This is a genomic window from Pseudomonas moorei, assembly GCF_042846945.1.
GTDB classification, from domain to species: Bacteria; Pseudomonadota; Gammaproteobacteria; order Pseudomonadales; family Pseudomonadaceae; genus Aquipseudomonas; species Aquipseudomonas moorei.
Window position 1 is genome coordinate 1975037 of the sequence record NZ_AP035776.1, and the last position, 24830, is coordinate 1999866.

The following is a 24830-nucleotide window of genomic DNA, read 5'->3' on the forward strand; positions in this document are numbered from 1 at the left end:
CTGTTGGAGCCGGCCTTGAGTCGTGCAGAGCGCTTGAGGGCCTCTTCGCTGGCAAGCCAGCTCCCACAGGAATTTTTGTTGTCTGCACTGGCGAGTTGCCAGCAGTCTTGATGTCCCTTGTCTACACTGCTCCACACCAACGGAGGTAGCGCTCGGCAGTGCGCCGGCAAAGGAGTGCTCGATGTCTCCCTGCTTGCAGTTTCGCGGCCCGGCCCGGCAACGGGGGGCGATTGGGTTGATGGCTGCCGGGACGTTGGCGCTGGCGCTGTGTTTCAGTTTGCTGGTGGTCGACAGCGGCAGGCTTTACCTGGAGCAGCGCAAGCTGCAACGGATGGCTGATGTTGCCGCGTTGGAGGCGGTCAGCCGCAATGGTGACTGCCTGACCCCGACGCTCAGCGCTGCGGGTTTCGCTCTCGAAAGTGCTACCCGCAACGGCTACAACGCCACCGATGGCATGACCCTGAACACCACTTGCGGCTCGTTGCAGGCCGGGGCCAACAACCTGCGGGCCTTTAGCGTCGATGCCAGCAAAAAGGAGGCTGTTCGCGTCGTGGTGACCCACACCGTGCCGACCAGTATTGCGGCGGGCATCTACGCACTGTTCAGCCAAGGCCCGCTCAATCTGACGACCCAACTCACCGCGACAGCGGTCAGCGCCCCGGCGCCCCTGCCGCCCCTGGCGATGTTGACCATCGGCAGTACGGCACTGGTGGTCGACTCCAGCAAATCGGCGGCCTTGAACCTGTTGCTGGGGCAGATGCTCGGCGGCACTCTGAATTTGAGCGTCGCGAGCTGGCAAGGCCTGGTCGATAACCAAATCAATCTATTGGGTTACCTGAATCAGTTGGCCCTCGACGTGAACGTCAGCACCGGGAACTACACCCAGTTACTGAGCATGAACATCGCCCTGACTCAACTGCTGGACTCCGCGATCACGGTACTCCAGGCCGGTGGCCCGACCGCCAGTGTCGCGGTCAATGGCTTGATCGGAGTCAAGGCGGCGGCTGGCAATACGTCGATTGTTCTGGGGCAACTGCTGCAATTGCAGACGGGCGCGGCCTCTTCCGCACTCGATACCAATTTGCAGGTCTTTCAACTGATCGAGGCGTTTGTGCAACTGGCCAACAGCCAGAATGCCGCCATCGCCAGTATCCCGCTGAACATCCCGGGCCTGGCCAATGGCGTGGTCAAGGTCAAGGTCATCGAGCCCCCACAGTTATCGGCCATCGGCAACCCGGCGCTGGTCAATGGCCAGCTCAATGATCCCAACCGGATCTATGTGCGCACCGCCCAGGTGCGCACGGTGTTGTCGCTGAATTTGCCGGTACTGTCCGGTGTCACAGGCCTTGTCAGCGCGCTCGCCAGCAACACCCTGCTCAATGGGTTGACGGATACGCTGGACAATCTGCTGCACCTGAACCTGGCCGGTACGCTGAGCTCGCTGCTTTGCACGCTGACGGGAACCTGCGACAAAACCGACCTGAAGATCCTCCCGACGCCGACCATCGATATCGTCCTGGAGGTGGCTGCGGCCGATAGCCACGTCACCGGTTACAGCTGCGCCAGTGATGCGACCAAAACCCTCACCACCCAGACCAACACGTCACTGGTGAAGCTCAAGGTTGGCCAGATCGACACCGCCAATGCTCTTTCCTCGTCGGCTGATGTCGTCGTGCAGCCCCTGGCGCTGATCGATATCGGCAAGATCAGTTGCGTATTCTGGATTTGCAATCCTGCCACGCGCGTGCCGTTTTATGGCGGCGGCCTGGGGGTGAAAATCGATACCTCGGTCGCCAGCACCCAGAGCACGCATGTTTACAACCAGCCGCCGGAGATCAAGCAGCCGCCGCTGTTCTACAGCCTGGGCACGCAGGGCATCGTCAGCAGCCTGAAATCGACTTTGGGCGGGGTGCAGGTGCTGGCTTATAAACCGACCGGTTCGAGCCTGTTGGGCGATTTGCTGGTAGTGGCGGCTGGCACTCTTGATGGCGTCCAGAGCACCCTGGGCGTCGTGTTGCAGAGCCTGCTCAGTCCCCTGGTCGATCCCATTCTCGATGGGTTGCTGGCCAATCTCGGGATCACGCTGAACAAGGTCGATGTGGGCGCCAACCTCAGTTGCAAACCGCCAGGAAGGCCTTCCCTGGCGATTTAGTCCTCCTGCACAACCGGCAACTCGATACAGAACCGCGCACCCTCGGTCGAGTTGCGCACGCTCAGTTTGCCGCCCATGTTTTCGACGATGCCGTAGCTCACCGATAACCCGAGACCGGTGCCGACGCCTACCGGCTTGGTGGTGAAGAACGGCTCGAAAATCCGCTCCAGCAGTCGCGGGTCGATGCCACCGCCGTTGTCCTCGACCCACAGTCGTACCCATTGCGGGTCCCGTTCGGCGTACACCGCGATCCACGGTTTGAATTCGGGATTGGTTTCGCGCTTGCTCAGCAATGCATCCCGCGCGTTGACCATCAGGTTGATCAATACTTGTTCAAGCTGATCGACGTAACCGCGCACCTGCACGTCGAACCCGGTTTCGCTGATGCGCAGATCGACGCCTTTGCCACGCATGCCTTCGGCCAGTAACGACAGCGTGCCTTCGATGGCCTGGGCCGGATTGAACGGTTGTTGCTCGATCTCCGAGCGGCGGCCGAACACTCGCATGTGATCGACCACCCGCGCGGCGCGCTGGACCTGCGCATCGATGCGATTGAGCTTGTCAGTCAGGTAATCGACCTGCACATCACCGTTGCCCAGACGCTTGAGCACATTGATGATCGCCATGCGCATCACGTTCAGTGGCTGGTTGATTTCGTGGGCCAGGCCGGTGGCCATTTCGCCGAGGGTGGCCATTTTCGCGCTTTGGGTCAGTTGCTGCTGGGAGCGCCGGACTTCGGTGTTGTCGCGGCCCACGGCCTGAATCTCCAGCAACTGGCCCTGTTCGTCGAACACCCCGCGATCCGCCCAGACCCACCAGGCATGCTCCCGTCCCGGCAACTGCAAATTGATTTCTGCGGTGCTGACCGGAAACTCCGGGCTGAGACGGGCAAGGCGCTGGATGAATGACTCGCGCTGTTGCGCCGACATCCAGTTACCCAGGTTCAGCCCCGGCAGTTGCTCGGGGGTGCACTCCAGATACGCCGCCAACGGCCGGTTGCCGAAGCTCAAGGACAGGTCGGGACGATAGCGGCAGATCATCGCCGGGGAGTCTTCCACCAATATCCGATAGCGCTCCTCGCTTTGCTTGACCTGTTCGGCCGCTACTGTCGCTTCGGTGACATCCAGCCACAGACCCACGGCTTCCACCGGCAAACCCAGATCATCGCGCAGCAGCTTGGCCTCATCGAGCAACCAATGGTAATCGCCGCGGCTGTCACGCAGTCGATAGCGGGCGCGTACCGAGCCTTCGCGTAGCAGTTGCCGGGTACGCTCGAAATAACGATCACGGTCTTCGGGGTGCACCCGTTCAACCAGCGCAGTCGTGGCGCAATCGTCGAGCGTCCAGCCGAGCAACGGCAGCAGGCTGTCGCTGAAGAAGGTCGGTTGCAGCGCGCCTTCCACATAGCGCTGCACGTAAATCACCGCAGGTGAACTGGCGATCAGATTGTCCAGGCGCGCGTGTGCGGCGGCAGCGTGTTGCTCCTGGTTTTTGATGTCGCTGATGTCGAGCATGAAACCCACCAGGCGCCGATGCCGGCCGACACCCAAGGCCTGGCCTTGCAGGCGATACCAGCTCGGCGGCAGCGCGGCGTCGGGGCGATACGAACGCACGCACAGCAGTAACGGCGTGCCTTCATCCAGCAGGTCTTGCAAGCGACTGCGCAGCTCTTCGCGGTCGGCGGGATGTACTTGATCAAGCCAGTCGTTCAGCGCTAAACGCTCGCTGGCCAGGTTCAGGGCGCTGGCCAGCGAGGGTGCCAGTTGCACTTCGGCCCTGTCGCTGAACATTTCCCACCAGCCGGTGCCCAGCAACGCCTGCAGCGATTCCAGGCGCTCCATTTGCAGGTGGTGCCGGTGCTCGCGCGAGCGTTCCAACAAGGGACCGGCGAGCGCTGCGGCGAACTGCAGCCAATCGCGCTCGCTGACATCGGGCGCCCGTTGCTGCACCGGATAGCAACCGCACAGCAACCAGGCCGCCACGCCTTGCGCATCGTGATAAGGCACGACGAAGCCCTCGGCATTGGCAAAGATGCCTTGCAGACGAGGGTGCTCAAGGGGATTCAAATGCTGCGGGGCGGAGCCGTTCAGGCTGTCGAGACCGGTCCCCAGCCGCTGTCCGGTTTGCCACAGTTGTGGAGCATCGAAGCCTGAAAAGTGTTGGTGAATCTGCCACCCCTGTTCTTGCTCGTCGAGCAATGCCAGGGCGATGCAGGGGATGTGAAAACGCTGGGCCAGGCATTGCAACTGCTCGGTGAGCATTTCAGGCAAGCGGGTCAGGCTGCACAGGCGTAACTGCTCGCCGATCTGCAGCGCGAGCAACTGGCATTGTTCGCGCACCTGCGATTGCCGGCGCTCGAGTAGCAGATCGCCGATGTCCAGCAGTTGCAGCAGCCAGGCTTCGGCCAACGGCTGGACCCAGCCACGCAGGTGCAGGGTTTGACCACTGAGGGTGTAAAAGTCCAGGTCCAGGGCCTGGCCCTGCCAGTCAGAGGGGGTGCCTTCGACGACGAGGCTGCAGTGCGGCAGCAAAAAATCGAGCAGGTGCGGCGCCCGGGCACCGGGAGTCTGCTGGGCCAGGACATGACGCAGCGGCCCGGTCAGGTGCAACACACGACCGTCGGCGTCCAGATGCATCTGCAAGCCGACACCGGGCATGCTCGGAGCCTGCAAGGTCTCCAGGGGCGGTGGTGGATGGCGATTGAGCAGGCGCCCGAACAGTTTGTCCCCGGCACTCAAAATTGCAGGCTCGCACTGGCGGTGAGTGTCGCCGGCAAATTCGGTACCTGCCCGATGCCCGGCAGGTTCAGAAAGGGGATGACGGCATTCAATTTATTGGTCGGGTAGTTGATGGTCACCTTCAGTACGCCGCCGGTGTAAGTGGCCGTTGCATCGGTGGCGACATTGAAATTCAGCCCGGCGGGAATCCACGCCAGCTGCCGGGTCAACTCTTGCGTCGCGACGCTGATCAGCGCGGCGCTGTACCCGGGGGTGTTCGGATCCAGTGCCACGCTGCGGCGCACGGCTTCCGCAGTCGACTGGTTGAAGGACTGCATCAGCAACAGCGGCAGGCTGTAGGTGACAATTGCGTAAAACACCGCGAAAAAAATGACGAATACCAAGGCAAATTCAATCGCGGCGGCGCCTTTTTGTTTGCGAGGGAGGCTGGATTTCATGAGTGCGTCTACCCTGACATCACATTAGTAATGTCAGCATAGAATCATTCAGCCAAAACGGACGTTTTTTACCGGATGCAGAGCCTTGTCCTACTGATCTGGCTGTCGCTATGCGCAGCGCAGGATGCCCGTGAGCGGCACATCGCTAACGTCCTGACCCTCGGCGCCGGGGCATTGGCCCTGGCCTGGATGCTCTGGAGCGGAACCACCTGGCTGGGCGCAGCGGCAGAGCAGGGTGGCTGGGCGGCGCTGTTGGCCCTGGCGTTCACCTTGCCCGGTTTTGCGATGCGACGCCTGGGCGCCGGTGACGTGAAACTCATGACCGCACTGGGGCTCGCGACCGATGGTCGGCACGTGCTGGGCGTCTTCATCGGTGCCGGATTGGCCAGTGTGTGTTGGCTGCTGTTGGCGCCAAGCGTCTGGCTCCATATCGGTCAGGGCCTTAGAGGACATCTGCGTTATCTGGAGCCGGGAGTGTCAAGGAAACAACCCTTCGCACCTTTCTTGCTGGTGGGGTTGTTGCTGACGTTGGCCGTCTTCGGTTTTTTTACAGAGTCAGAAAGTGCGACTACTTTCATTCAGTAGTTTTACAGCCTTGAGCTATGAGTCGAGGAACGGTCAGCCTTTGACCTGGCAGGGAGTTGCACGTGAGCAAGCTTACTTCGGCAGTAAAAGTCCTTGTGGTCGACGATCAACCATCCATTGTTGAAGAACTCTGCGAATTTCTCGAGAGCCGCGGCTACCGTTGCGATGCCTGCGTGTCCAGTCATCAAGCCATTGAACGGTTCAACGAAGACCCTGAAATCGGTTTGGTGCTCTGTGATTTGCACATGCCGGGCCTGGACGGGATTCAACTGGTTCTGGAACTGCAACGGCTGTCCGGCAAACACCGCGCGTTCGAGGCGATCATGCTGACCGGGTATGCGGACAAACAGGATGTGATCAAGGCGTTGCGTGCCGGTTTTGCCGACTACTACCAGAAGCCGATTGATCTGAGGGAGCTGCTCGAAGGCCTGCAACGTCAGGAGATCGTCTTGCAGGAACGGAACAAGGCGCTGCAACTGGGGCATCTGGATCAGAAGCTGCAATACCTGTCCGAGTCGATCGAGGACCTGTATCAGGACCTGGACAAGGTTCGCCGGGCTCCGCTTTCCTCGGGGGCGGCGGATTCGGCTGACGAGGCTGTCGGCGACACGGATCGGGTGGAAATTCCGTCGATTTTCAATCAACTGTCACCCAGGCAGCTGGAGGTAGCGCGGCTGGTGGGCAAGGGGCAGACCAATTATCAGATTGCCTGTGAGCTGGGGATCACCGAGAACACGGTGAAGTTGTATGTGTCGCAGGTGCTGCGGTTGACCCATATGCGTAATCGGACGCAGTTGGCGTTGGCGCTTTCGCCGAATGGTTCCGGGTTGCGGCAGCGGGTTACGGCGCAGTGAATAGCCCGGTATGCAGCTTTCCTGTGGGAGCTGGCTTGCCCGCGAGGGCTTCCTGCAAACCACCACCTAATCCAGAATCCTTCGCCAGCAAACCAGCTAGCTGCTACAGCATGACGCTCACCCCAAGTACCGCGGCACCTGAGCTGGCTTGCACTGGCGAAGGGGGCCTGCAAAATACACAAGGCCTATCAGCTCACCGTGAAGCGAACCTTTCTGCTTGGCGTTGAAGTCATTCCCCTGTTGGTCTGGAACGCTTCAATCTCATAAATGCCCTGGTCGAGAACAACAGGCAAAAGCCATGTCTTGTCATCGCCGACTTTTACCGTGCCAAGACTGATCGCAGGGGTATCGGCCGTCTTGACTTCCACGAGGGCGCCCGGAAATCCTCGACCTGAGATCTCCGTACGGCTGGGAACTACGGCGTTAGAAGCAGGAACCAGAATTTGCGGTGGATAAATCGTGACGATGAAACTACGGGGTTCACTCCATGGAGATAAGCCGTCGTTATAGACCAACCTCGCTTTGACACTCACGTTACCTGGTGGAAGTAAGTAGTCATTCTGTCCACTGACTCTCCAGTCCCCTCCCGAGTAAACATCCCCGGTCGCTACCACTTCACTTTCATTTTCCGCCATGACGACTTTCACCGTGGCACCAGGTACCCCTCTCCCTGTAAATGCGGTAGCGGGGGGAACTTCACTTCCCTCTGTGGGAGTTTCGATGAAAATAGCGGGCATTTCTATGTTGAATGTCACTGGCGCGCTGTCATTGGAGTATTCAGCACCGCGTTCATGCCTGGCTACGATTTTGTTAGTACCTGGCTCAAGTGCGTATCCCCAGTCCAGCGTTCCTCCCCAGCGTCCATTTTCGTCAACCTCAAAAACCGTATTCGGTTCCCAATGACCTTTATCAAAAAGCACCCAGACCTTGGTTGGCGGGCGCAGGTAACTGGTGCCTGAAACGGGAATTTTGTTTGTTGGAAAGCTGTCTCCATTACGAGGTGTGTTGAAGGCCGGTGGTTCTAATGTGGGTGCTTTGTCGTCAGTTCGATTGCGCATTTTTCTGCCCTTCCAGGGTCAATGAGTGGGAGACCAATGCTCCGCCCAAATGAAAAGAGGCGTCTACTGTCAAACTTGACAGTTCTCTTCCTGGAAGTGGTTATGAGTGGCGTGATTTTCATAGATCACAATCCTTGCGACCATGCACAGCTATGAGCGAGCGCGCGCGGCCCTACAGCCGCTATCAACCAAGCTAATTCCCCGATCCGCTACTTACCTTCCCGCCCGCATCCTGATCAAAGAACTGCGGGATCTCGTGCTGATAAGTTTTCAACCAGCGCTGCATCGTAAGTTCCCGTTCGGTTGCGGTAGCGGTTTGCAGTTTTTGTGAGGCGGCGGTCTTGTTGGTTTGCAGTTGCAGCCAGCCTTCGGTTTCCTGTTGTTGTGGCGAGTTCGGGCCGGGGTCGATGGCGTGGCTGGTGAGGGGCAGGGCCAGCAGGCCGAGGCAGCAGAAGGTGGTTGTTTTCATCCTGGGCTCTCCCTACTGAAGGGCGGGTGCGGGTGCGGTGGCGATGGCGACTTGCGCGGCGACGGTCGGGCCGGTCTTGGCTGGCGTCTTGAGTTTTTCCGCGCGTGCCTGAGCCTCGGTGACCTGGGCGGGACTCAGGCCGAGGCGGCTGACCAGTTCGGCGGCGCGGCTCCAGTCATCCTGATAGATCAGCAAGGTCACCAGATTCAGTCCTGCCAGGGTGTTGTTTTGCTTGAGTTCGAGGGCGGTGAGGAATTCGAACCGGGCGTCTTCGACACGCAATTGATTGAGGTACACCACGCCGAGGTCATTGCGGATTTTTTCGTCAGTGGGCGCCAGGCGCGCCGCCCGTTGCAGGTGGGACTGAGCCTGGCCGTTGTCGCCCCGGGCGGCGGCGAGTTGACCCAGGCCATGTTCGGCCTCGGCGGCCTTGCAGCCGCCGAGCAGGCTGCGGTACAGCGGCTCGGCTTCGCTGCGGCCCAGCAGCCGATAAACCTTGGCCTTGCGCAAACGCACGTCGGCCAGGTTGTCCGGCAGGTTCTGCAGGTTGGCCAGGCTGGCGTGCAGCTTGCCGTCGTTGGCCATTTCGTCGGCAAGGTTCAGTGACAGCTGTTCTTCAGAGTTCAATTTGCCGCAGCTGGCGGAGTCGGTCAGGGCGCTCCAGGGTGTCTGGCCATTGCTCGCGCAACCGCCCAGCAACAGCAGACTCAAACCGGCAATCATTGCTTTCATCACAAACCCCCTAGGAAGCAAAAGCCCGGGCGAGGGCGGTGAAGCCCGGGCCGGCCAGTACGATCAATAACGCCGGGAAGAGGAACAACATCATCACGACGGACATTTTGGCGGACATCTTGGAGACGTGCTCCTGCAGGCGCGTCAGGCGCCGGTCATCGAGCAACAGCTTGAGCGCCAGCAAGGACTTCATCGCACCGCCGCCCTGGTGGATCAGCTGTTGCAGAATCACGCAGGTGTCGGTGAACTCGTCCACCGCCAGCAAGCGGCTCGCCTTGTTCAGCTCGTCGCCCAGCTCCAGGCCGGAATCGACCCGGGCCAATACCAGGCGCAGCTCATGGGTGAGCGTCGGCAACAGCTGTTTGCCGTCGTTGCTCAACACGCGTAGCGATTGCTCCACGGCCATGCCCGATTCGAACAGGATGCGCAGCAGCGGAATAAAGGTCGAAATCTCGATCGCCAGTTTTTTTTGCCGACGTTGCGCAGCCGCCGCCAGCAGACGTTTGGGCAGCAGATAACCCATGCCGGTGGCAAACGTCGGCGCGATCCAGCGATTGACGACCTGCGCAAAGAACAGCTCTTGAATCAGCACACTCAAGGCCAGTGCCAGCAGCGGCACGCCCACCTGGAATGCCGCATACAAGGCGCGTTTGCGCGCGGTGCGCCAGCCGAGGCGGTTGAGCAGTGTCTGGGTTTCGTTGTCGAGTTTGACCGACTGCTGCCCCAACCGGCTGGTGCCCAAGGCCAGCAACCACTGGCTGAAGCGAGGTTCGCTCGGCGCTTTGCCGTCCAGTCGTTGCACCACTTGCCGTGCGCGCCGACGCAGTTCCAGCACGACGCTCAACAGCAGCAGCGATGCCAACAGAAACAGCAGTGAGCTCAGCAGCATCGACAGGTTCATAGGTGTTTCAACATCCGCCACAGCGCCAGACAGCCGAACACCTGCAAAGCGAACGCGCTCACCAGCATCAATTGCCCGGAGCCGTCGTTCCACATGCTGAGCAGGTACTTCGGGTTAGAAACCAAGAAGTAGCCGGCGACGGCGACCGGCAACAGCGCCAGGACCACCGCCGTGACGCGGGTTTCACCCGTCATGGCGCTCAATTGACGAGCCGCTTGCTCGCGTTCGCGGATCAGCTTGATCAGGTTTTCCAGCAGCTCGCTGGCGTTGCCGCCATAGCGGTGGTTGACCTTCAGGCCGAGGGCAAACAGGCGCAGTTCGTCTTTGTCGTACAGCTCGGCGAAATCCGTGGCGGCGTCCGGCAGGCTGACGCCCAGTTGTACGCTGCGCTGTATCCGGCCCATGGCATTTTTCAGTGGGTCCTCCGCCACATTCACGGCGCCCAGCACCGCATCGGCCAGGGTGCGTCCGGACTTCAGGCTGCGCACCGCATGGTCAAGCAGTGTCGGTAACTGTTCGATCATGCGCTTGAGCCGGCGTTGATAGCGCCAATTGATGTACAGGCGCAGGAGCAGGGGAGGCATCAGTAGCAGCGCAATGAGACCGACCCAGCCGGCCGCCGCGAACCCGAGCAAAACAGCCAGGCCCCAAAGTGCCAGCCAAAGCTTCAGGCGCTCTGTCGGCCGCGCGAGGCCTGCACGCAAAAAGGCGCGATCCAGTGCCACCCAGGACGATTTCTGCGTCACCCGCTCCGGTTGTCCCTGGGTCAGGCGCTCCAGAACGCGTTGGGTGCCGGGCTGGCGCAACCCGCGATAAAGCAGGCGAGCCGACAGACCAAGCAAGGCCAGGCTAACGAGGATGAGCAGCAGCGGTTTGAACATGCCGTAACCTTCAGTACGCCAAGGGAGAGAGTGTCGACTCGCGACGCAGTTTGTCACCGGCAGGGTGGGTGGCCTCACGCATGAAACCGAAGCCGCTGCGGCGGTCGAGGCGGAACAGCGTATTGGTCACATACACGTCTTCACGAATGCCGATCACCTCCACCACTTCGCTGACGCAACGGCGGCCGTCGGGCAGGCGCGTCAACTGGATCACCACGTCCAGCGCCGCGCAGATCATTTGGCGCAAGGTCCGTTCGGCGATGCTGCGGCCCGTCAGGCCGACCAGGGTTTCCAGGCGCAACAGCGCATCCTGGGCATTGTTGGCGTGCACGGTACTCATGGAGCCGTCGTGGCCGGTGTTCATCGCGGTGAGCACGTCGACCACTTCGACGCCGCGGATCTCGCCGAGGATGATCCGGTCCGGGCGCATCCGCAGGGCGTTGCGGATCAGGTCGCTGGACTTCACTTCGCCGTGACCCTCGGCATTCGGCGGACGGGTTTCCAGGCGCACCACATGGGGGTGGCCCAATTGCAGTTCGGCGATGTCTTCGATGGTCACCAGCCGTTCGTGGGGATTGATCAACTGGCTGAGAATGTTCAGCAGCGTGGTCTTGCCTGTGCCGGTGCCGCCACTGATCAGGATGTTGCAGCGCTTGCCCACCGCCTCCTTGAGGAAGTCGAAGATGGCCTGATCGATGGTTTGCATGGTCATCAGGTCGGTGCTGTTGAGCATGTCCTGGCGGAATTTGCGGATCGACAGGCACGGGCCGTCGAGGGCAATCGGTGGAATGATCGCATTGACCCGGCTGCCATCGGGCAGGCGCGCATCGACCATCGGTGACGATTCGTCGAGCCGCCGACCGAGGGGCGCAAGAATGCGCTGGATAACGCGCTCGACGTGGTGCGCATCGATGAAGCGCAAATCACTCTGGTGCAGCAAACCGTCGCGCTCGATGAACACCCGGTGCGGGCCGTTGACCAGAATTTCGGTCACCGCCGAATCTCGCAACAACACTTCCAGCGGGCCGAAACCGGTGAGCTCGTCGACGATCTCCTCGGCCAGGCGCTCCATCTCATAACGGGAAATCGCCAAATGCAGGCGCGCGATGTATTCGGCCACTTTGTCGACGACGAACTGCGACAGCGTTTGGCGTGACCCTTCCAGCAGGTTTTGACCGGACTCTTCGATGGCATCGATGATGTAGCGGTGCAGCACCAGTTTCAGACCTTCGTGGTCGGAGTTGCCGGCCACGCTGCGCTGGGTTGCGCCGAACAGTTTTTCGCCGCTCATCACACACCTCTCAAACGGCTGAACCAGGATTTGGGTTTGGCCAGGGTTTCAGAGCGCTTGGCCAGGCGCTCACCGAGGGTTCGCAGGCTTTGCGTGAGGATTTCCCGTGGTGCCAGTTCGAACAGGGTCACCCCCTGATTCTTGGCGTTCAGGCGCACTTCCGGGCTGTAGGCGAGGGTGGCGAAGATTTCCATGCCGAAGCTTTTGCCCAGGGCCTCGGAGTCCGGTGCGACGCTGCGCAGGTAACGGTCCACCAACAGCCTGGCGTGATCGAGCTTCATGCCTTTTTCGCGCCACAGGTTGAGCACGGCGAGATTGCGGCGACAGTCGAGCACGTTCTGATCGGTGTACCACAACAGCTTGTCGCAGTGGCTGACGAAGGTGCGCAGGGCTTCGCTGTCCGGCTGCCCGGTGAGGTTCACCACGATGTGCTGGAAGTGTTGGCGCAGGGCGCTGAGCAGCATGTACAACTCGGCGGCGCTGGTGTGTTCCAGCGGTTCGTCGTTATCGGCGTAGGCAAGGATCCGCAGCCCGACTTCGCAACGGGTGAAGGCGCTGTCGATCAGGGTCGCGTCGAGCCGGCGCATATGCCGCAAGGCATCGCCGAAGTGAAACGAACTCTCCAGACCGAGCAAGGCCAGGCTGTCACCGCGCGGCAGCCCGAGGTCGAGCAACAGTGTTTGCTGCCCGCTCTTCTGCACCACTTGCGCCATGTGATTGGCCAGCAGTGCGCCGTCGGCGTTGCTCTGCACGCCATACAGCACGGTCAGGCCACCCAGTTGGGTACTCGGTGACACGGCCGGCAGGCGTTTGCTCAGACGTCGCACCAGCCCCGAGACTTCGCTGGAGCGCGACCCATAAGAAACGAAATCCCGCGCACCCGCGCGCATGGCATTGAGCACGAGCTGGTTGTCCATGCCATCGCCCAGGGCGACGATCGCGAGCATCGGCTTGGCTTCCAGGGCGCCCTCGATCAACGCGCATTGGGCCACCACGTGTTCGCGGTCGAGGCCGACGAACACCAGGCTGGCGCAGGTCACGTCCACCAGCGCCAGCAGCTCGTCGAGGCTGCCGGAGCCGGCGCTGACCACTTGTCCCAGCGGCGCCAGGGCACCCTGCAGCCACTCCAGGTCAGTGTGGTTGCGCGTGATCGCGAGGAAGGTCTGGCTCAGGTTCTGGCTCATTGCGATAACCCGCTGCGTTTATCGAAGTCGCCGTTTTCGAGGAAATACAGGCGATACCAGTTGGGGTCGTAGTTGCGCAGTTTTTCCCCGGGCAACGATGGCAATTGCGCGTTGGCGGCCAGCGGCTGGACCAGGTGCGGGGTGACGATCATCAGCAGTTCGCGCTCTTCACGGCTGATCGAAGAACTGCGGAAAAACGCGCCGAGAATCGGAATGTCACCCAGGCCCGGAAACTTGCTGACCTGCGAGCCGTTTTGCGTGCTGATCAAACCACTGATGACAAAGCTCTCGCCGTCGGCCAGGGAGATGCTGGTGTCCGTGCGGCGGATGGTGAACGCCGGCACCGTGGTGCCGCCGATGGTCACGGCATTGTTGTAGTCCAGTTCGCTGACCTCGGGGGCGACCTTGAGGGCGATCTGATCATTGCTGACCACCGTCGGCGTGAGCGTCAGGCGGATGCCGAACTCCTTGTATTCGATGGAGTAGCTGTTGCTGTTGGCGCTGGGGATCGGGATCGGGATTTCACCACCGGCGAGGAAGCTCGCGCTCTGTCCGCTGAGGGCTACCAGGCTCGGGCGTGCCAGGGTGTAGGCGAAGCCGCTGCTTTCCATGGCATTGATGATGGCGAGGAAGTTGCCGCCACCGGCGACGATATTGAACACATCGTTGGCCAGGGGAATGCTGGGGACGGCGATGCGCGGATCGATGTTGCGCAGCGGCAGCACGCGGGGGGTCACCGCCGTATTGGGCACCGTGCCGGGAGAGCCGAACAGGAAGTTCGAGTTTTTGCCATAGATCGAGGTGCTGGCTTCCTTGAGTTTGGTCCGGCTGACTTCGACGAAGCGGATGTCGGTCTGCACCTGCGACGGCAGTAACGGATTATCCGATGGCAGCCGCGCAGCGCTGGTCATGGCGGCGGTGGCGCGCCCCTGGACGAACACCATGCTTTGGCGCGGAGCACTGGCGCAGGCGGTCCAGACCATCAGGCTGGTAGTGCCGGGGGCCATCCCGGTGAGCAGGAACGCCTGGTTGCCGTTGACCCGCACGTCGGCGATTTTCGGGTCGCCCACGGCCAGGCGGGTGATGGGAACGGGCGATTGCAGTTCCTGTTGCTGCCCTTCGCCGACTTCCACGGTGGCGGGTAACGGGCCCAGCGCGGCGCAGTTTCCGCCTGCCGCCATGGCTGCCGTCAACGGCAGGCTGCCCAGAAAGATGGCCCAGATCAAACCGTTGAATAACGGAATAATACGTCTGCGCATGGAAAGCCGTCCTTGCTCGATTCAGGGGGTCTGTTGAGTGAGTTCATTGCCGCGAATGACTTCCACGCCCGATTTTCTCGGTGCGGCGGGGGCACTGGCGACGACGGGTTTGGGCGGTGCGGTCATGGCCAGTTGATTGAACTGGATCAACTCGCGATTGGCGTTGGCGAGGTTGGCCGGGGAATCACTCTCGCCGGCCCAATAGCGGGCCAGGCGTTTTTCATCCGCACTGCGCACGGCCAGGCGCAATACCCCGGCCTGGGTGGCGAGCATCAGGCGACTCACCAGTGGCGCGGGAACGGCGAGCAGGACGGTACGGGCGCTGACGCGCTGTTGTTCCTGCTTGAGCTTTTCATCGTTGCTGTAGGCCGGGCTGGTGGGTTGCCCATCGTTGGTCAGGCCCAACTGTTCGCCCACCCCCAGCACGCGCACTGCCGGGATCACCAGTTGCGCGGAGGGTTGGAGGTTGATGGTGTCCATGCGCAAAAACAGTAAGACATCGACATAGTCCCCCGGTGCCAGTTGTCCGCCGGCATTGATGACTTCATCGACTGAAACGGCGAGCGCGCGTTCGTCCGAACGAATCATCCGTGCCAGTTTGCTGCCGGCTTCGAAGCTTTCGTCACTGAGCCAGGTACCGGCGCGCAGGCTGCGCCAAGGCGTGCGACCGATCGCTTGATCGAGACGGGTGAAGCTGCCGGCAGGGGCAGTGCGGAGTTTTTCCACGGCCACGTCGGCAGCAGTGATTTGCACGAATGGAGCGATGTCATGCAACAGCACGACGACGGGTTGGCGGGTGTCTTCTTCCTGTGGCGCCGCTGCCGGGGGAGTGGCAGGGGACGGGGTTACGATTTGAGGTTGCGCAACCACAGGTTCGGCGGCCGGTTGTCGGCTCAGGGTGAAGCCCCAATAACCGGCAATGACAGCGCCCACCAGAGACAGTCCGGCAAGACCCAGAATGGCACGACTGTTCACGACGGCTCTCCCTTTCCTGCTGCGCACAAATCCCGTCTTGGAGAACGAGAAAACTTTGCAATAAGGCAGCTATGAACATTGGACTGATTCGCTATTTGACCCTAGCGCAGCTAGTGCAAAATGCCATTACGGACACCGAAATATCTGATAAAAGTGAACGATTAACCTGAAATGTCAGGTTCTTTGACGCCAACCAAATGACTAATACTTTCGTATTAATGCGTTCTTATAGTTGATGACCGGGGAAATGCCGACAATGCTGGTGCTGGCATAGGGGAATCATGTTGCGTCGGTGCAACACCCGCAGTCATCAAGGAGAACGTCATGTCTTTCGCCAAGGTTGTTCAGAAGATCAAATCCGAGATCGATTTCTATAAAAGTCTGGCCAAAGATACCGAAGGGGCTTCGGGTATTGAGTACGCCATTGTGGCGGCGATGGTGGCGGTGGTCATTGCCGGGCTAAGTGCAGGCATGGGAACTACGATCACGAATATCTTTGGCAAAATTTCGACGGCATTGGGTGGTAGTTGAGGCACTGAGCAACTTTCCAATGTAGAACGACTGATTTTAATGTCAGCGCTAACCCATTCCAGGTGTTTCCTATGAACGCTCCTGTGCTTTCGCGCCAGCAACTTCTACTGGTCGACGACGAGGAAGATGCGTTACTTGAATTGGCAGAATTGCTGGAGGGCGAGGGCTTTATCTGTTTTACCGCGACGTCGGTCAAACTGGCGTTGCAGCATTTGACACTCCATCCGGATATCGCACTGGTCATCACCGACCTGCGCATGCCGGAGGAGAGTGGCATGTCGTTGATCAAGCGCTTGCGCGAACACACGTCGCGCCAGCATTTGCCGGTGATTGTGATGTCCGGGCATGCAGGCATGGAGGATGTCAGTGACATGTTGCGGTTGCAGGTGCTGGATCTGTTTCGCAAGCCGATCTATCACGTGCGGCTGCTGGAGACGTTGAACAACCTGTTTCCTCAGCCGAGGCTTCAGTTGGTTTACCCCTGAACGTTGCTGATGGCGCGTGAATTCATTTTTTCGGTAACGGCGTGTCCCCGGTAGGCGCTGGCTAGCTGGAGAAGGCGACCTAAAAAACACGGCACCATCCAGAATGCTTCGCCAGCCCGCCGGCTCCCACAGATTTTCTCAGGCAAGCGGCCGCCAATGGCCAGTCATGTGCTCCAGCTCCCCGGCGCCGATCAAGCGCAGATCGCCGCTCGACCCCGCCGCACTGGCGAGCAACGTCACCTCGCTGGGCAGACGTACCGGTTTCTTGAATTGCACCATGATTTCGAGGCTTGCCGCCGGCAGATGATCGACCAGCGCGGCCAGCGTGCGTGCCTTCAGCCACAAGCCGTGGGCGATGGCCGAAGGAAACCCGAACAGTCTGGCGCTGGCTGCACTGAGGTGAATCGGGTTGTAGTCGCCGGACACCCTGGCGTACTGCCGGCCGATATCCGAAGGGGCTTTCCAGTGCGCGACTTCGCTCAGCGGCAGGGTCGAGTCCAAGACTTGCTCGACGGGTTCGCCCTCAAGCTTGACGCCGCGACAGAGCATCCGGCTTTCGGCTTCCCACAGCGATCCCAGTTGATCGCCCAGGGTCGTCACCAGATCGAAGGTCGCCCCCTTGGCATGGGGCTGCAGGTTCTGCACTTGCACGCTGACCCGGACCCGATTGACCGCCCCCATGGGGCGCAGCACGCGGAGGCGATTGCTCAGGTGAATCAACCCGAGCAGCGGAAACGGAAAGTCTTTGGCCGTCAGCAGTTGCATCTGCAAGGCGAAGGCGAGGATGTGTGGATAGGTCGGCGGCAACAAGCCGTTGTCGGCGTAGCCGCAGACGTTGCGATAGGCCGCCAGGCGTTGCGGATCGACATCGACCCAGCAACGCAAACCGGAGTCGGGCAGGGTGGTGCCAGTGATTTTTCGTCGCGTCGCCGCGCGTAAATACAGCCCCGGCAGGCTCGGCTCGCGGTTGAGTGTGTGCCAGTCAGTGATCATGCCTAAGCCCCCAGAACACTTTGTCCACAGACGCGCAAGGCTTGCCCGGTGAACGCACCCGTGCCCGGTTGGGCGAGCCAGGCGACCGCTTCGGCGACGTCTTGCGGCAGACCGCCCTGGCCCAGGGAACTCATGCGTCGTCCGGCTTCGCGCAGGCCGAAGGGAATATGTGCGGTCATCTGGGTTTCGATAAACCCCGGCGCGACCGCATTGATGCTGATGCCCCTGGCCTGCAACAGCGGCGCCCAGGCCTGCGCGAGACCGATCAGCCCGGCCTTGCTCGCCGCGTAGTTGGTTTGTCCGCGATTGCCGGCGATGCCACTGATCGACGCCAGCAGGATGACCCGGCCGTGGTCACGCAAGGTGCCGTTATCGAGCAAGGCCTTGGTCAGGACTTGCGGGGCATTGAGGTTGACCGCGAGCACCGCGTCCCAGAACTCCGGCGTCATGTTGGCCAGGGTTTTGTCGCGGGTGATGCCGGCGTTGTGCACCACGATATCGATGCCGTCGGGCAACTGTTCGACCAGTTGCGTGGCGGCGTCCTCGGCGCAGATGTCGAGGGTGATGCTGCGCCCGCCCAGGCGTGCAGCGAGGGCGTCGAGATCGGTTTTGGCCGGGGGCACGTCGAGCAGAATGACGTCGGCGCCGTCACGAGCCAGGGTTTCGGCGATGGCGGCGCCAATGCCGCGTGCTGCACCCGTAACCAGCGCCTTGCGCCCGGACAGGGGCCGGGTCCAGTCCGTGACCTGGGTGTCGCAGGCGTTCAGGCGAATCACTTGCCCGGAGACGAAAGCGCTTTTGGGCGAGAGGAAAAACCGCAGCGGGCCTTCCAGTTGATCTTCGGCGCCTTCGCCGACATGGATCAGCTGCAAGGTGCCGCCGCTGCGCAGTTCCTTGGCCAGTGAACGGCTGAACCCCTCAATCGCACGCTGGGCACTGGCGGCGAAAGGGTCGCTCAAGGTCTGCGGCTCACGCCCGAGAATGACCAGGTGTGCGCAGTGGTCGAGGTTCTTCAACAGGGGCTGGAAGAACTCGCGCAGCTGTTTGAGTTGATCGGTGTGCACCAGATGAGAGGCATCGAACACCACGGCCTTGAGCTTGGGTCCATGGCCGGGAATCCAGCCGGTGGCCAGCGAAGGCTCGGTGCCGTAGCTGTAGATCGCGTCGGTCAGGCGATTGGCGAAGGCGCTGACGCTTTCCGCCAGCGGCCCGCCGCCGATCAGCAGCGCACCCTCGACCGGGCGCAGGCGGCCGGCTTGCCAGCGCTCCAGGCGAACCGGCGAAGGCAGGCCCAAGGCCCCGACCAGACGATGGCCGATGGAGGAATTGGCGAAGTCGATATAGCGGTCAGACATGGAACGCGCTCCAGCAGCTGAGGTTCAAAGTGTGGACCACGAATGGCGATCAGTCGTTCGATCCACGAGATAAGGCCTACGCTTGACCACAGCAGATTAGATTGAACAGCGGATTTATGTGGAACGCAGTCCGTGTGGGAGCGAGCCTGCTCGCGATGACGGCAGCACATTCAACGTTGATGTGACTGAACAATCGCCATCGCGAGCAGGCTCGCTCCCACAGGGGCGGATTTAACTTTCAGATGTTGATAGGGAGCTTTTCATGACTCAGCTGCGCCGCGTCGCGATCATCGGCGGTAACCGGATTCCCTTCGCCCGCTCCAACGGTCCATACGCCACCGCCAGTAACCAGGCCATGCTCACGGCTGCCCTCGAAGGCCTGATCGAGCGCTACAACCTGCATGGCCTGCGCATCGGGGAAGTGGTTGCCGGGGCGGTGCTCAAGCTGTCGCGGGACATGAACCTGACCCGCGAATGCGTGCTCGGCTCGCGGTTGTCACCCATGACGCCTGCCTATGACATCCAGCAAGCCTGTGGCACCGGACTGGAAGCCGCGTTGCTGGTGGCGAACAAGATTGCCCTGGGCCAGATCGACTGTGGCATTGCCGGTGGGGTCGACACCACGTCGGATGCGCCGATCAGCGTCAGTGAGGGCCTGCGCAAGATTCTGCTGCAAGCCAATCGCGCCAAAACCACCGGCGACAAACTGAAAACCTTTCTGCAGTTGCGTCCCCGTGACCTGATCCCCGAATTCCCGCGCAATGGCGAGCCGCGAACCGGCTTGTCCATGGGGCAGCACTGCGAATTGATGGCGCAGACCTGGAACATTCCTCGCGAAGCACAGGATCAACTGGCCCTGGAGAGCCATCAAAAACTGGCCGCGTCCTATGCCGAAGGCTGGCACAACGATTTGATGACACCCTTCCTCGGTCTCACCCGTGACAACAACCTGCGTGCGGACTCGACGCTGGAAAAGCTTGCCGCACTCAAACCGGCCTATGAAAAAAGTGCCAAGGGTACCCTGACGGCGGGCAACTCCACGCCGCTGACCGATGGTGCATCACTGGTGCTGCTGGGCAGTGAAGCGTGGGCCAGGGAACGTGGCTTGCCGATTCTGGCGTACCTGCGCGACGGCGAGGCGGCGGCGGTGGACTTCGTCAACGGCGCCGAAGGGCTGTTAATGGCACCGGTGTATGCGGTGCCGCGCTTGCTGGCGCGCAATGGCCTGACGTTGCAGGACTTCGATTACTACGAAATCCATGAAGCCTTCGCCGCGCAAGTGCTCTGCACCTTGAAAGCCTGGGAGGACCCGGACTACTGCAAGACCCGCCTCGGCCTCGATGCGCCTTTGGGCTCGATCGATCGCAGCCGGCTCAACGTCAAAGGCAGCTCGCTGGCGGCCGGGCACCCGTTTGCCGCCACGGGCGGACGCATCGTTGCCAACCTGGCGAAGCTGTTGGATGCGGCAGGCAAAGGCCGGGGCCTGATCTCGATCTGTGCTGCGGGAGGGCAGGGCGTCACCGCCATCATCGAGCGCTGATTTTTGAAGTCAGCGAAAAAACTGTGGGAGCGGGCTTGCCCGCGATGGGGGCTGCACATTCAACATCTCTGTTGCCTGACATACCGCTATCGCGGGCAAGCCCTCTCCCACAAGGACCACCGGTGTTGAATAGATGTGTGACATGGCCTAACGTCGGCCCCATCAGCCGTCTTGCAACATAAGGCCAGTCAATGCCGACTAACGGACAAATCACCCTCGAACGGAGCATTCCACCCCTCAAGACGTTGCCGCGTCCGCTGTATGCGCGGGTGGAGAGCCTCAATGCCGGTTCGTGGACGCCGTCCCATCGCCACGACTGGGTGCAGTTTTCCTATGCGATCAGTGGCGTACTCGGCGTGCACACCGCCGAGGGCAGTTTCTTCGCACCGCCGCAGTGGGGGATCTGGATTCCGGCGGATCTGGAGCATCAAGTGGTGACGTCGATGCGCGCCGAGATGCGCAGCCTCTACGTGCGTCGCGAGGATTGTCAGTGGGCGGACGGGCGTTGCCGGGTGCTGGAAGTGACGCCACTGGCCCGTGAACTGATCAAGAGTTTTTGCCTGCTGCCGGTGGAGTATCCGCAGGGCGATAGCCCGCAGGCGCGGCTGGTGAGTGTGCTGCTGGATCAGTTGGCGACGTTGCCGGAAGTCGGGTTTTCCCTGCCGTTGCCCCGGCATCAACGGTTGCTGGGGTTGTGCAACGAGCTGATCGAAAATCCCGAGCAGAACGTGACGTTGCAGGCGTGGGCAGAGCGCTTGGGCACTTCGGAGAAAACCCTGATGCGCCTGTTTCAGCGCGAAACGGGGTTGAGCTTCCGCAGCTGGCGCCAGCGCATGCGGTTGCTGTCGTCGTTGAGTTTGCTGGAGGAGGGCGACAGCGTGACCAATGCCGCGCTGGCCTGTGGGTATGACTCGACGTCGGCGTTTATTGCGGCGTTCAAAGGTCTGTTCGGGTTTACGCCGGGAGAGTTGTTTCGGCAGTGATGAAGCCTTCGCTGGCAAGCCAGCTCCCACAGGTGACGCAAATCTTGTAGGAGCTGGCGTGCCAGCGATCGACCGCGAAGCGGTCGCCGGTCAGGTGCGGAAGCGGCGCACCAACCCGTCCAGCTCATTCGACAACCCGGCCAGGCTCTGGGAATCCAGGCGCGCCGAGTTCGCCAGTTCCGCCACCAACTGCGCATCGCCATGGATCTGGCTGATGTGCCGGTTGATGTCTTCGGCCACTTGATGCTGTTGCTCAGCCGCCGTGGCGATCTGGGTGTTCATGTCACGGATCACGTCCACCGACTCGCGAATCTGCCCGAAGCTGCTGCGGGCTTCGCCGATGCGCGTGACCGATTGCTGCGACACTTCCAGGCTCGCATGCATTTGCTGGGTGACCTGGCTGGTGCGCTTGGCCAGGTTGCCCAGCAGCCCGTCGATTTCCGCCGTGGAGTCGGCGGTGCGTTTGGCCAGGGCCCGCACTTCATCGGCGACCACCGCGAAACCACGACCTTGCTCACCGGCGCGTGCAGCCTCGATGGCGGCGTTCAGTGCCAACAGGTTGGTCTGCTCGGCAATCGAACGAATGGTCCCGAGAATCGACTGAATGTCGTTGCTGTCGCGCTCCAGCTGTTGCATCGACTGGGCCGACTGTTCGATTTCCTGGCTCAGGCGATCGACGCTGGTCACCGCTGCGTCAATCTGTTGCTGGCCTTCACGGGCCTGGCGCTGGCCGCTGTCGGCCGATTCGGCGGCCTGGCTGCAAGAGCGGGCCACTTCGTTGGCGGTGGCGACCATTTCGTGGAACGCCGTGGACACCATGTCCACCGCCTCACGCTGGCGCCCGGCGGCTTCGGCCATGTCACTGGAGACCTGGGTCGAGCTCTTGGAAGTGGCCAGGATCCTGGTCGCGGCACCGCCGATGTTCTGGATCAGGTTGCGAATCGCGGTCAGGAACTGGTTGAACCAGTTGGCCAGTTGCGCGGTTTCGTCGCTGCCACGGATTTGCAGGTTTTTGGTCAGGTCGCCTTCGCCCTGGGCGATGCCTTCCAGGCCGTCAGCCACGCTGCGGATCGGGCGCACGATGACGCTGGCGAAACTGGCGCCGACGACTGCGAAGATCAATGCCAGTACCGCGGCGATGATGGCGATCAACCAGGTCAGTTGGGTCGCGGAACTCATCACGTCTTTCTGTTTGATCAGGCCGATGAAGGTCCAGCCCAGTTGCTCCGATGGCCAGACGTTGGCCATGTAGCGCTCGCCATTGAGCTCGACTTCGACCAGGCCTTTGCCGGCCTTGGCCAGTTGCGCGTAACCCTCGCCGAGGCTGTTCAGTGCCTTGAAGTTGTGCTCCGGTTGTTTCGGGTCGACCAGTACGGTGCCGGTATTTTCCAGCAACATCAGGTAGCCGGTTTCACCGAGCTTGATCTGTTTGACGATTTCGGTGAGCTGCTTGAGCGTCACGTCGATGCTGACCACGCCGCCATTGGTGCCCAGTTTGTTGTCGATGGTGCGCACGGTGCTGACGTAGGTCGAGTCGTCCTGGGCCCAGTAGTAAGCCTCGGTGCGGAACGGCTTGCCCGGTTTGGCCTGGGCCGCCTTGTACCAGGGACGCTGGCGCGGGTCGTAGTTGCTCAGCTTGGGATCGTCCGGCCACGACACATAACCGCCTGCCGCCGTGCCGAGAATGGCGTAGGCGTAGGACGGATGGCTGTTACCCAGGTCCTGGAGCAGGCCGAAGACTTTCTTGTCCATCTCGCCTTGGGGAACGCTTTCGGCGTTGGCGGCCATGTAGGTCTTGAGGCTGTCGTCGGAGTTTTTGATCAGCGGTTGCTTGGCCAGGTATTCGACGTTCTGGCTGATGCCGTCAAAGAACAGTTGCATGGCATTGCTGACCTGACGGATTTCGCGACCGCTGCTGTCGACGAATTCGTCCTTGGCATCACTGCGCAGGTTCAGCACAACGAGGGTGGCGACCAGCACCACGGGTAGGCAGGCGATGATTGCAAACGCCCAGGTCAACTTCTGTTTGATGTTCATCCGCGCTCCAGATTTTCTTGTAGGCCCACGAAGTGCAGATGACTCGCGGTTTATTGGCAGCCGTAAACGTTCGTTTTCAACCCGGTTCCGTGAGTGCGGCATCGTTTTTGTTGTGCGAACGATTGTCGGACAAATCAGTTTGTCACTGAGGACTTCGGCAGTTGTCGGTGGAAATTGAGGGCTAATCTGAAAAATCCTACGAAGGGTATGAAACCGGGATGTCAGCTTCTGTCACAAATGACCTTGTGACCTGTAGGCAACAGGTGCTGCGGGCTCGGCTATGATCCGCGGCGGCCGGTAACGGTCGTCAGGTTTTCGTGATGAATCCGGCACATTGTGTGCATCCTCGACGTTCATAGGTCGGCACCCCCTCCCCCCCGTGAGTGGATTGCCGTATAACGAATGACTTTCGCGTGTTTGGTAATAAAGGACCCACAATAAAAGCTGATGAAGACTCCAAAACGCATTGAACCCCTGATCGAGGACGGTCTGGTCGACGAAGTGCTGCGCCCACTCATGAGTGGTAAAGAAGCAGCTGTTTATGTGGTGCGCTGCGGTAACCAGTTACGTTGCGCGAAGGTCTACAAGGAGGCGAACAAACGCAGTTTTCGTCAGGCGGCCGAGTACCAGGAAGGCCGCAAGGTGCGCAACAGCCGTCAGGCCCGCGCCATGGCCAAGGGCTCCAAGTTCGGCCGCAAGGAAACCGAAGACGCCTGGCAGAACGCCGAAGTGGCGGCGCTGTTCCGTCTGGCCAATGCCGGTGTGCGAGTGCCCAAGCCGTACGACTTCCTCGAAGGCGTGCTGCTGATGGAGTTGGTGGCCGACGAGTATGGTGATGCCGCGCCGCGTCTGAACGACGTGGTGCTGGAACCGGATCAGGCTCGCGAGTATCACGCCTTTCTGATTTCGCAGATCGTGCTGATGCTGTGTACCGGTCTGGTGCACGGTGACTTGTCCGAGTTCAACGTGTTGCTGACCCCGACCGGTCCGGTGATCATTGACTTGCCGCAAGCGGTGGACGCGGCGGGCAACAACCACGCGTTCAGCATGCTGGAGCGGGACGTGGGCAACATGGCGTCCTACTTCGGGCGGTTCGCGCCGGAGTTGAAAAAGACCCGGTACGCCAAGGAAATGTGGGCCTTGTACGAGGCCGGCACCTTGCACCCGGCCAGCGTCTTGACCGGTGAGTTCGACGAACCGGAAGAGTTGGCTGACGTGAGCGGCATCATGCGTGAGATCGAGGCTGCACGGCTCGATGAAGAGCGCAAGCAAGCGGCGCGTGCCGCGGATGACGCGCCACCGGGCAAGGCCGAAGAGCCACCACCGCCGTGGATGCAGTAATCAGCTAAAGAAAAACCCGGCTTCGGCCGGGTTTTTTGTAGGGTTACAG

22 protein-coding genes and 1 pseudogene are annotated in these 24830 nt (G+C 61.1%); 8 read left to right on the top strand and 15 right to left on the bottom strand.

Features of this window, described 5'->3' with window-relative positions:
- Nucleotides 1-181: 181 nt before the first annotated feature.
- Nucleotides 182-2152, top strand: a complete 1971-nt coding sequence (locus ACGJAX_RS09210; RefSeq protein ID WP_390958515.1) for a pilus assembly protein TadG-related protein — start codon at nt 182-184, stop codon at nt 2150-2152.
- Here ACGJAX_RS09210 and ACGJAX_RS09215 read toward each other — a convergent pair.
- A complete protein-coding gene (locus ACGJAX_RS09215; protein WP_390958517.1) occupies nt 2149-4890 on the bottom strand; it encodes an ATP-binding protein in 2742 nt (913 codons plus the stop codon). The genes ACGJAX_RS09210 and ACGJAX_RS09215 overlap by 4 nt on opposite strands.
- Nucleotides 4887-5327 (bottom strand): TadE/TadG family type IV pilus assembly protein, encoded by a 441-nt coding sequence (locus ACGJAX_RS09220; protein ID WP_390958519.1) that lies wholly within the window; start codon nt 5325-5327, stop codon nt 4887-4889. The genes ACGJAX_RS09215 and ACGJAX_RS09220 overlap by 4 nt, the downstream gene beginning before the upstream one ends.
- Before the next feature lie 75 nt (nt 5328-5402).
- Here ACGJAX_RS09220 and ACGJAX_RS09225 point away from each other — a divergent pair, with 75 nt between their 5' ends.
- Nucleotides 5403-5912 carry a prepilin peptidase gene (locus ACGJAX_RS09225; RefSeq protein WP_090328735.1) on the top strand — a complete coding sequence of 170 codons (510 nt, stop codon included), beginning with the start codon at nt 5403-5405 and terminating at the stop codon, nt 5910-5912.
- Nucleotides 5913-5974: 62 nt separating this feature from the next.
- A complete protein-coding gene (locus ACGJAX_RS09230) occupies nt 5975-6766 on the top strand; it encodes a response regulator transcription factor (protein ID WP_090328736.1) in 792 nt (263 codons plus the stop codon).
- Between the two features lie 188 nt (nt 6767-6954).
- On the opposite strand, the gene ACGJAX_RS09235 is transcribed toward ACGJAX_RS09230, so the two are convergent.
- From ACGJAX_RS09235 to cpaB, 9 genes are all read right to left on the bottom strand, one after another.
- Nucleotides 6955-7824, bottom strand: coding sequence for a hypothetical protein (locus ACGJAX_RS09235; protein WP_390958522.1), 870 nt, complete (start codon nt 7822-7824; stop codon nt 6955-6957).
- Between the two features lie 193 nt (nt 7825-8017).
- Nucleotides 8018-8293, bottom strand: coding sequence for a DUF3613 domain-containing protein (locus ACGJAX_RS09240; protein ID WP_090328739.1), 276 nt, complete (start codon nt 8291-8293; stop codon nt 8018-8020).
- 12 nt (nt 8294-8305) lie between these two features.
- Complete coding sequence (locus ACGJAX_RS09245; protein WP_390958524.1) at nt 8306-9025, bottom strand: tetratricopeptide repeat protein; 720 nt, start codon at nt 9023-9025, stop codon at nt 8306-8308.
- 10 nt (nt 9026-9035) lie between these two features.
- Entirely contained in the window at nt 9036-9926 is an 891-nt protein-coding gene (locus ACGJAX_RS09250) for a type II secretion system F family protein (RefSeq protein ID WP_248916884.1), read from the bottom strand.
- Complete coding sequence (locus ACGJAX_RS09255; protein WP_390958526.1) at nt 9923-10807, bottom strand: type II secretion system F family protein; 885 nt, start codon at nt 10805-10807, stop codon at nt 9923-9925. The genes ACGJAX_RS09250 and ACGJAX_RS09255 overlap by 4 nt, the downstream gene beginning before the upstream one ends.
- 10 nt (nt 10808-10817) lie before the next feature.
- Nucleotides 10818-12098, bottom strand: a complete 1281-nt coding sequence (locus tag ACGJAX_RS09260; RefSeq protein WP_247258159.1) for a CpaF family protein — start codon at nt 12096-12098, stop codon at nt 10818-10820.
- Nucleotides 12098-13282: a pilus assembly protein gene (locus tag ACGJAX_RS09265; protein WP_248916881.1), complete on the bottom strand. Its 1185-nt coding sequence runs from the start codon at nt 13280-13282 to the stop codon at nt 12098-12100. The genes ACGJAX_RS09260 and ACGJAX_RS09265 overlap by 1 nt, the downstream gene beginning before the upstream one ends.
- The gene (locus tag ACGJAX_RS09270) at nt 13279-14541 is read right to left on the bottom strand and encodes a pilus assembly protein N-terminal domain-containing protein (RefSeq protein ID WP_390958529.1); all 1263 of its coding nucleotides are present in this window, start codon (nt 14539-14541) and stop codon (nt 13279-13281) included. The genes ACGJAX_RS09265 and ACGJAX_RS09270 overlap by 4 nt, the downstream gene beginning before the upstream one ends.
- Nucleotides 14542-14562: 21 nt before the next feature.
- On the bottom strand, nt 14563-15516 hold the full coding sequence (cpaB, locus tag ACGJAX_RS09275) for a Flp pilus assembly protein CpaB (RefSeq protein WP_390958531.1): 954 nt from the start codon (nt 15514-15516) through the stop codon (nt 14563-14565).
- A gap of 324 nt (nt 15517-15840) precedes the next feature.
- Between cpaB and ACGJAX_RS09280 the strand changes: the two genes are divergently transcribed.
- Both ACGJAX_RS09280 and ACGJAX_RS09285 read left to right on the top strand, forming a co-directional pair.
- The gene (locus tag ACGJAX_RS09280) at nt 15841-16047 is read left to right on the top strand and encodes a Flp family type IVb pilin (protein WP_247258156.1); all 207 of its coding nucleotides are present in this window, start codon (nt 15841-15843) and stop codon (nt 16045-16047) included.
- A 71-nt stretch (nt 16048-16118) separates the two neighbouring features.
- A complete protein-coding gene (locus tag ACGJAX_RS09285) occupies nt 16119-16532 on the top strand; it encodes a response regulator (protein ID WP_090328758.1) in 414 nt (137 codons plus the stop codon).
- 138 nt (nt 16533-16670) lie between these two features.
- On the opposite strand, the gene ACGJAX_RS09290 is transcribed toward ACGJAX_RS09285, so the two are convergent.
- Nucleotides 16671-17525: a MaoC/PaaZ C-terminal domain-containing protein gene (locus ACGJAX_RS09290; RefSeq protein ID WP_390958533.1), complete on the bottom strand. Its 855-nt coding sequence runs from the start codon at nt 17523-17525 to the stop codon at nt 16671-16673.
- Nucleotides 17526-17527: 2 nt separating this feature from the next.
- Nucleotides 17528-18880, bottom strand: coding sequence for a 3-oxoacyl-ACP reductase (locus tag ACGJAX_RS09295; protein WP_390958535.1), 1353 nt, complete (start codon nt 18878-18880; stop codon nt 17528-17530).
- Between the two features lie 262 nt (nt 18881-19142).
- Between ACGJAX_RS09295 and ACGJAX_RS09300 the strand changes: the two genes are divergently transcribed.
- Nucleotides 19143-20420, top strand: a complete 1278-nt coding sequence (locus ACGJAX_RS09300) for an acetyl-CoA C-acetyltransferase (protein ID WP_090328764.1) — start codon at nt 19143-19145, stop codon at nt 20418-20420.
- A 191-nt stretch (nt 20421-20611) separates the two neighbouring features.
- Complete coding sequence (locus ACGJAX_RS09305; protein ID WP_090328766.1) at nt 20612-21403, top strand: helix-turn-helix transcriptional regulator; 792 nt, start codon at nt 20612-20614, stop codon at nt 21401-21403.
- 90 nt (nt 21404-21493) lie between these two features.
- On the opposite strand, the gene ACGJAX_RS09310 is transcribed toward ACGJAX_RS09305, so the two are convergent.
- Together ACGJAX_RS09310 and ACGJAX_RS09315 are read right to left on the bottom strand one after the other, a co-directional pair.
- Nucleotides 21494-22261 (bottom strand): methyl-accepting chemotaxis protein, encoded by a 768-nt coding sequence (locus ACGJAX_RS09310; RefSeq protein ID WP_390959830.1) that lies wholly within the window; start codon nt 22259-22261, stop codon nt 21494-21496.
- 138 nt (nt 22262-22399) lie between these two features.
- Nucleotides 22400-23542 (bottom strand): annotated as a pseudogene (locus tag ACGJAX_RS09315) (cache domain-containing protein); the annotation flags it as partial.
- 345 nt (nt 23543-23887) lie between these two features.
- On the opposite strand from ACGJAX_RS09315, the gene ACGJAX_RS09320 reads away from it, so the two are divergent.
- Nucleotides 23888-24781 carry a PA4780 family RIO1-like protein kinase gene (locus ACGJAX_RS09320; RefSeq protein ID WP_090328771.1) on the top strand — a complete coding sequence of 298 codons (894 nt, stop codon included), beginning with the start codon at nt 23888-23890 and terminating at the stop codon, nt 24779-24781.
- The last annotated feature ends 49 nt before the right edge of the window (nt 24782-24830 follow it).

Excerpts from the sequence above, each read along its gene's own strand:
- ACGJAX_RS09245 (WP_390958524.1), bottom strand. The coding sequence starts at position 9,025 with ATGAAAGCAATGATTGCCGGTTTGAGTCTGCTGTTGCTGGGCGGTTGC.
- ACGJAX_RS09235 (WP_390958522.1), bottom strand. The coding sequence starts at position 7,824 with ATGCGCAATCGAACTGACGACAAAGCACCCACATTAGAACCACCGGCC.
- ACGJAX_RS09300 (WP_090328764.1), top strand. The coding sequence starts at position 19,143 with ATGACTCAGCTGCGCCGCGTCGCGATCATCGGCGGTAACCGGATTCCC.
- ACGJAX_RS09220 (WP_390958519.1), bottom strand. The coding sequence starts at position 5,327 with ATGAAATCCAGCCTCCCTCGCAAACAAAAAGGCGCCGCCGCGATTGAA.
- ACGJAX_RS09265 (WP_248916881.1), bottom strand. The coding sequence starts at position 13,282 with ATGAGCCAGAACCTGAGCCAGACCTTCCTCGCGATCACGCGCAACCAC.
- ACGJAX_RS09255 (WP_390958526.1), bottom strand. The coding sequence starts at position 10,807 with ATGTTCAAACCGCTGCTGCTCATCCTCGTTAGCCTGGCCTTGCTTGGT.
- ACGJAX_RS09305 (WP_090328766.1), top strand. The coding sequence starts at position 20,612 with ATGCCGACTAACGGACAAATCACCCTCGAACGGAGCATTCCACCCCTC.
- ACGJAX_RS09210 (WP_390958515.1), top strand. The coding sequence starts at position 182 with ATGTCTCCCTGCTTGCAGTTTCGCGGCCCGGCCCGGCAACGGGGGGCG.
- ACGJAX_RS09250 (WP_248916884.1), bottom strand. The coding sequence starts at position 9,926 with ATGAACCTGTCGATGCTGCTGAGCTCACTGCTGTTTCTGTTGGCATCG.
- ACGJAX_RS09280 (WP_247258156.1), top strand. The coding sequence starts at position 15,841 with ATGTCTTTCGCCAAGGTTGTTCAGAAGATCAAATCCGAGATCGATTTC.
- ACGJAX_RS09320 (WP_090328771.1), top strand. The coding sequence starts at position 23,888 with ATGAAGACTCCAAAACGCATTGAACCCCTGATCGAGGACGGTCTGGTC.
- ACGJAX_RS09240 (WP_090328739.1), bottom strand. The coding sequence starts at position 8,293 with ATGAAAACAACCACCTTCTGCTGCCTCGGCCTGCTGGCCCTGCCCCTC.
- ACGJAX_RS09225 (WP_090328735.1), top strand. The coding sequence starts at position 5,403 with ATGCAGAGCCTTGTCCTACTGATCTGGCTGTCGCTATGCGCAGCGCAG.
- ACGJAX_RS09310 (WP_390959830.1), bottom strand. The coding sequence starts at position 22,261 with ATGGCCGAAGCCGCCGGGCGCCAGCGTGAGGCGGTGGACATGGTGTCC.
- ACGJAX_RS09290 (WP_390958533.1), bottom strand. The coding sequence starts at position 17,525 with ATGATCACTGACTGGCACACACTCAACCGCGAGCCGAGCCTGCCGGGG.
- ACGJAX_RS09295 (WP_390958535.1), bottom strand. The coding sequence starts at position 18,880 with ATGTCTGACCGCTATATCGACTTCGCCAATTCCTCCATCGGCCATCGT.
- ACGJAX_RS09260 (WP_247258159.1), bottom strand. The coding sequence starts at position 12,098 with ATGAGCGGCGAAAAACTGTTCGGCGCAACCCAGCGCAGCGTGGCCGGC.
- ACGJAX_RS09285 (WP_090328758.1), top strand. The coding sequence starts at position 16,119 with ATGAACGCTCCTGTGCTTTCGCGCCAGCAACTTCTACTGGTCGACGAC.
- ACGJAX_RS09270 (WP_390958529.1), bottom strand. The coding sequence starts at position 14,541 with ATGCGCAGACGTATTATTCCGTTATTCAACGGTTTGATCTGGGCCATC.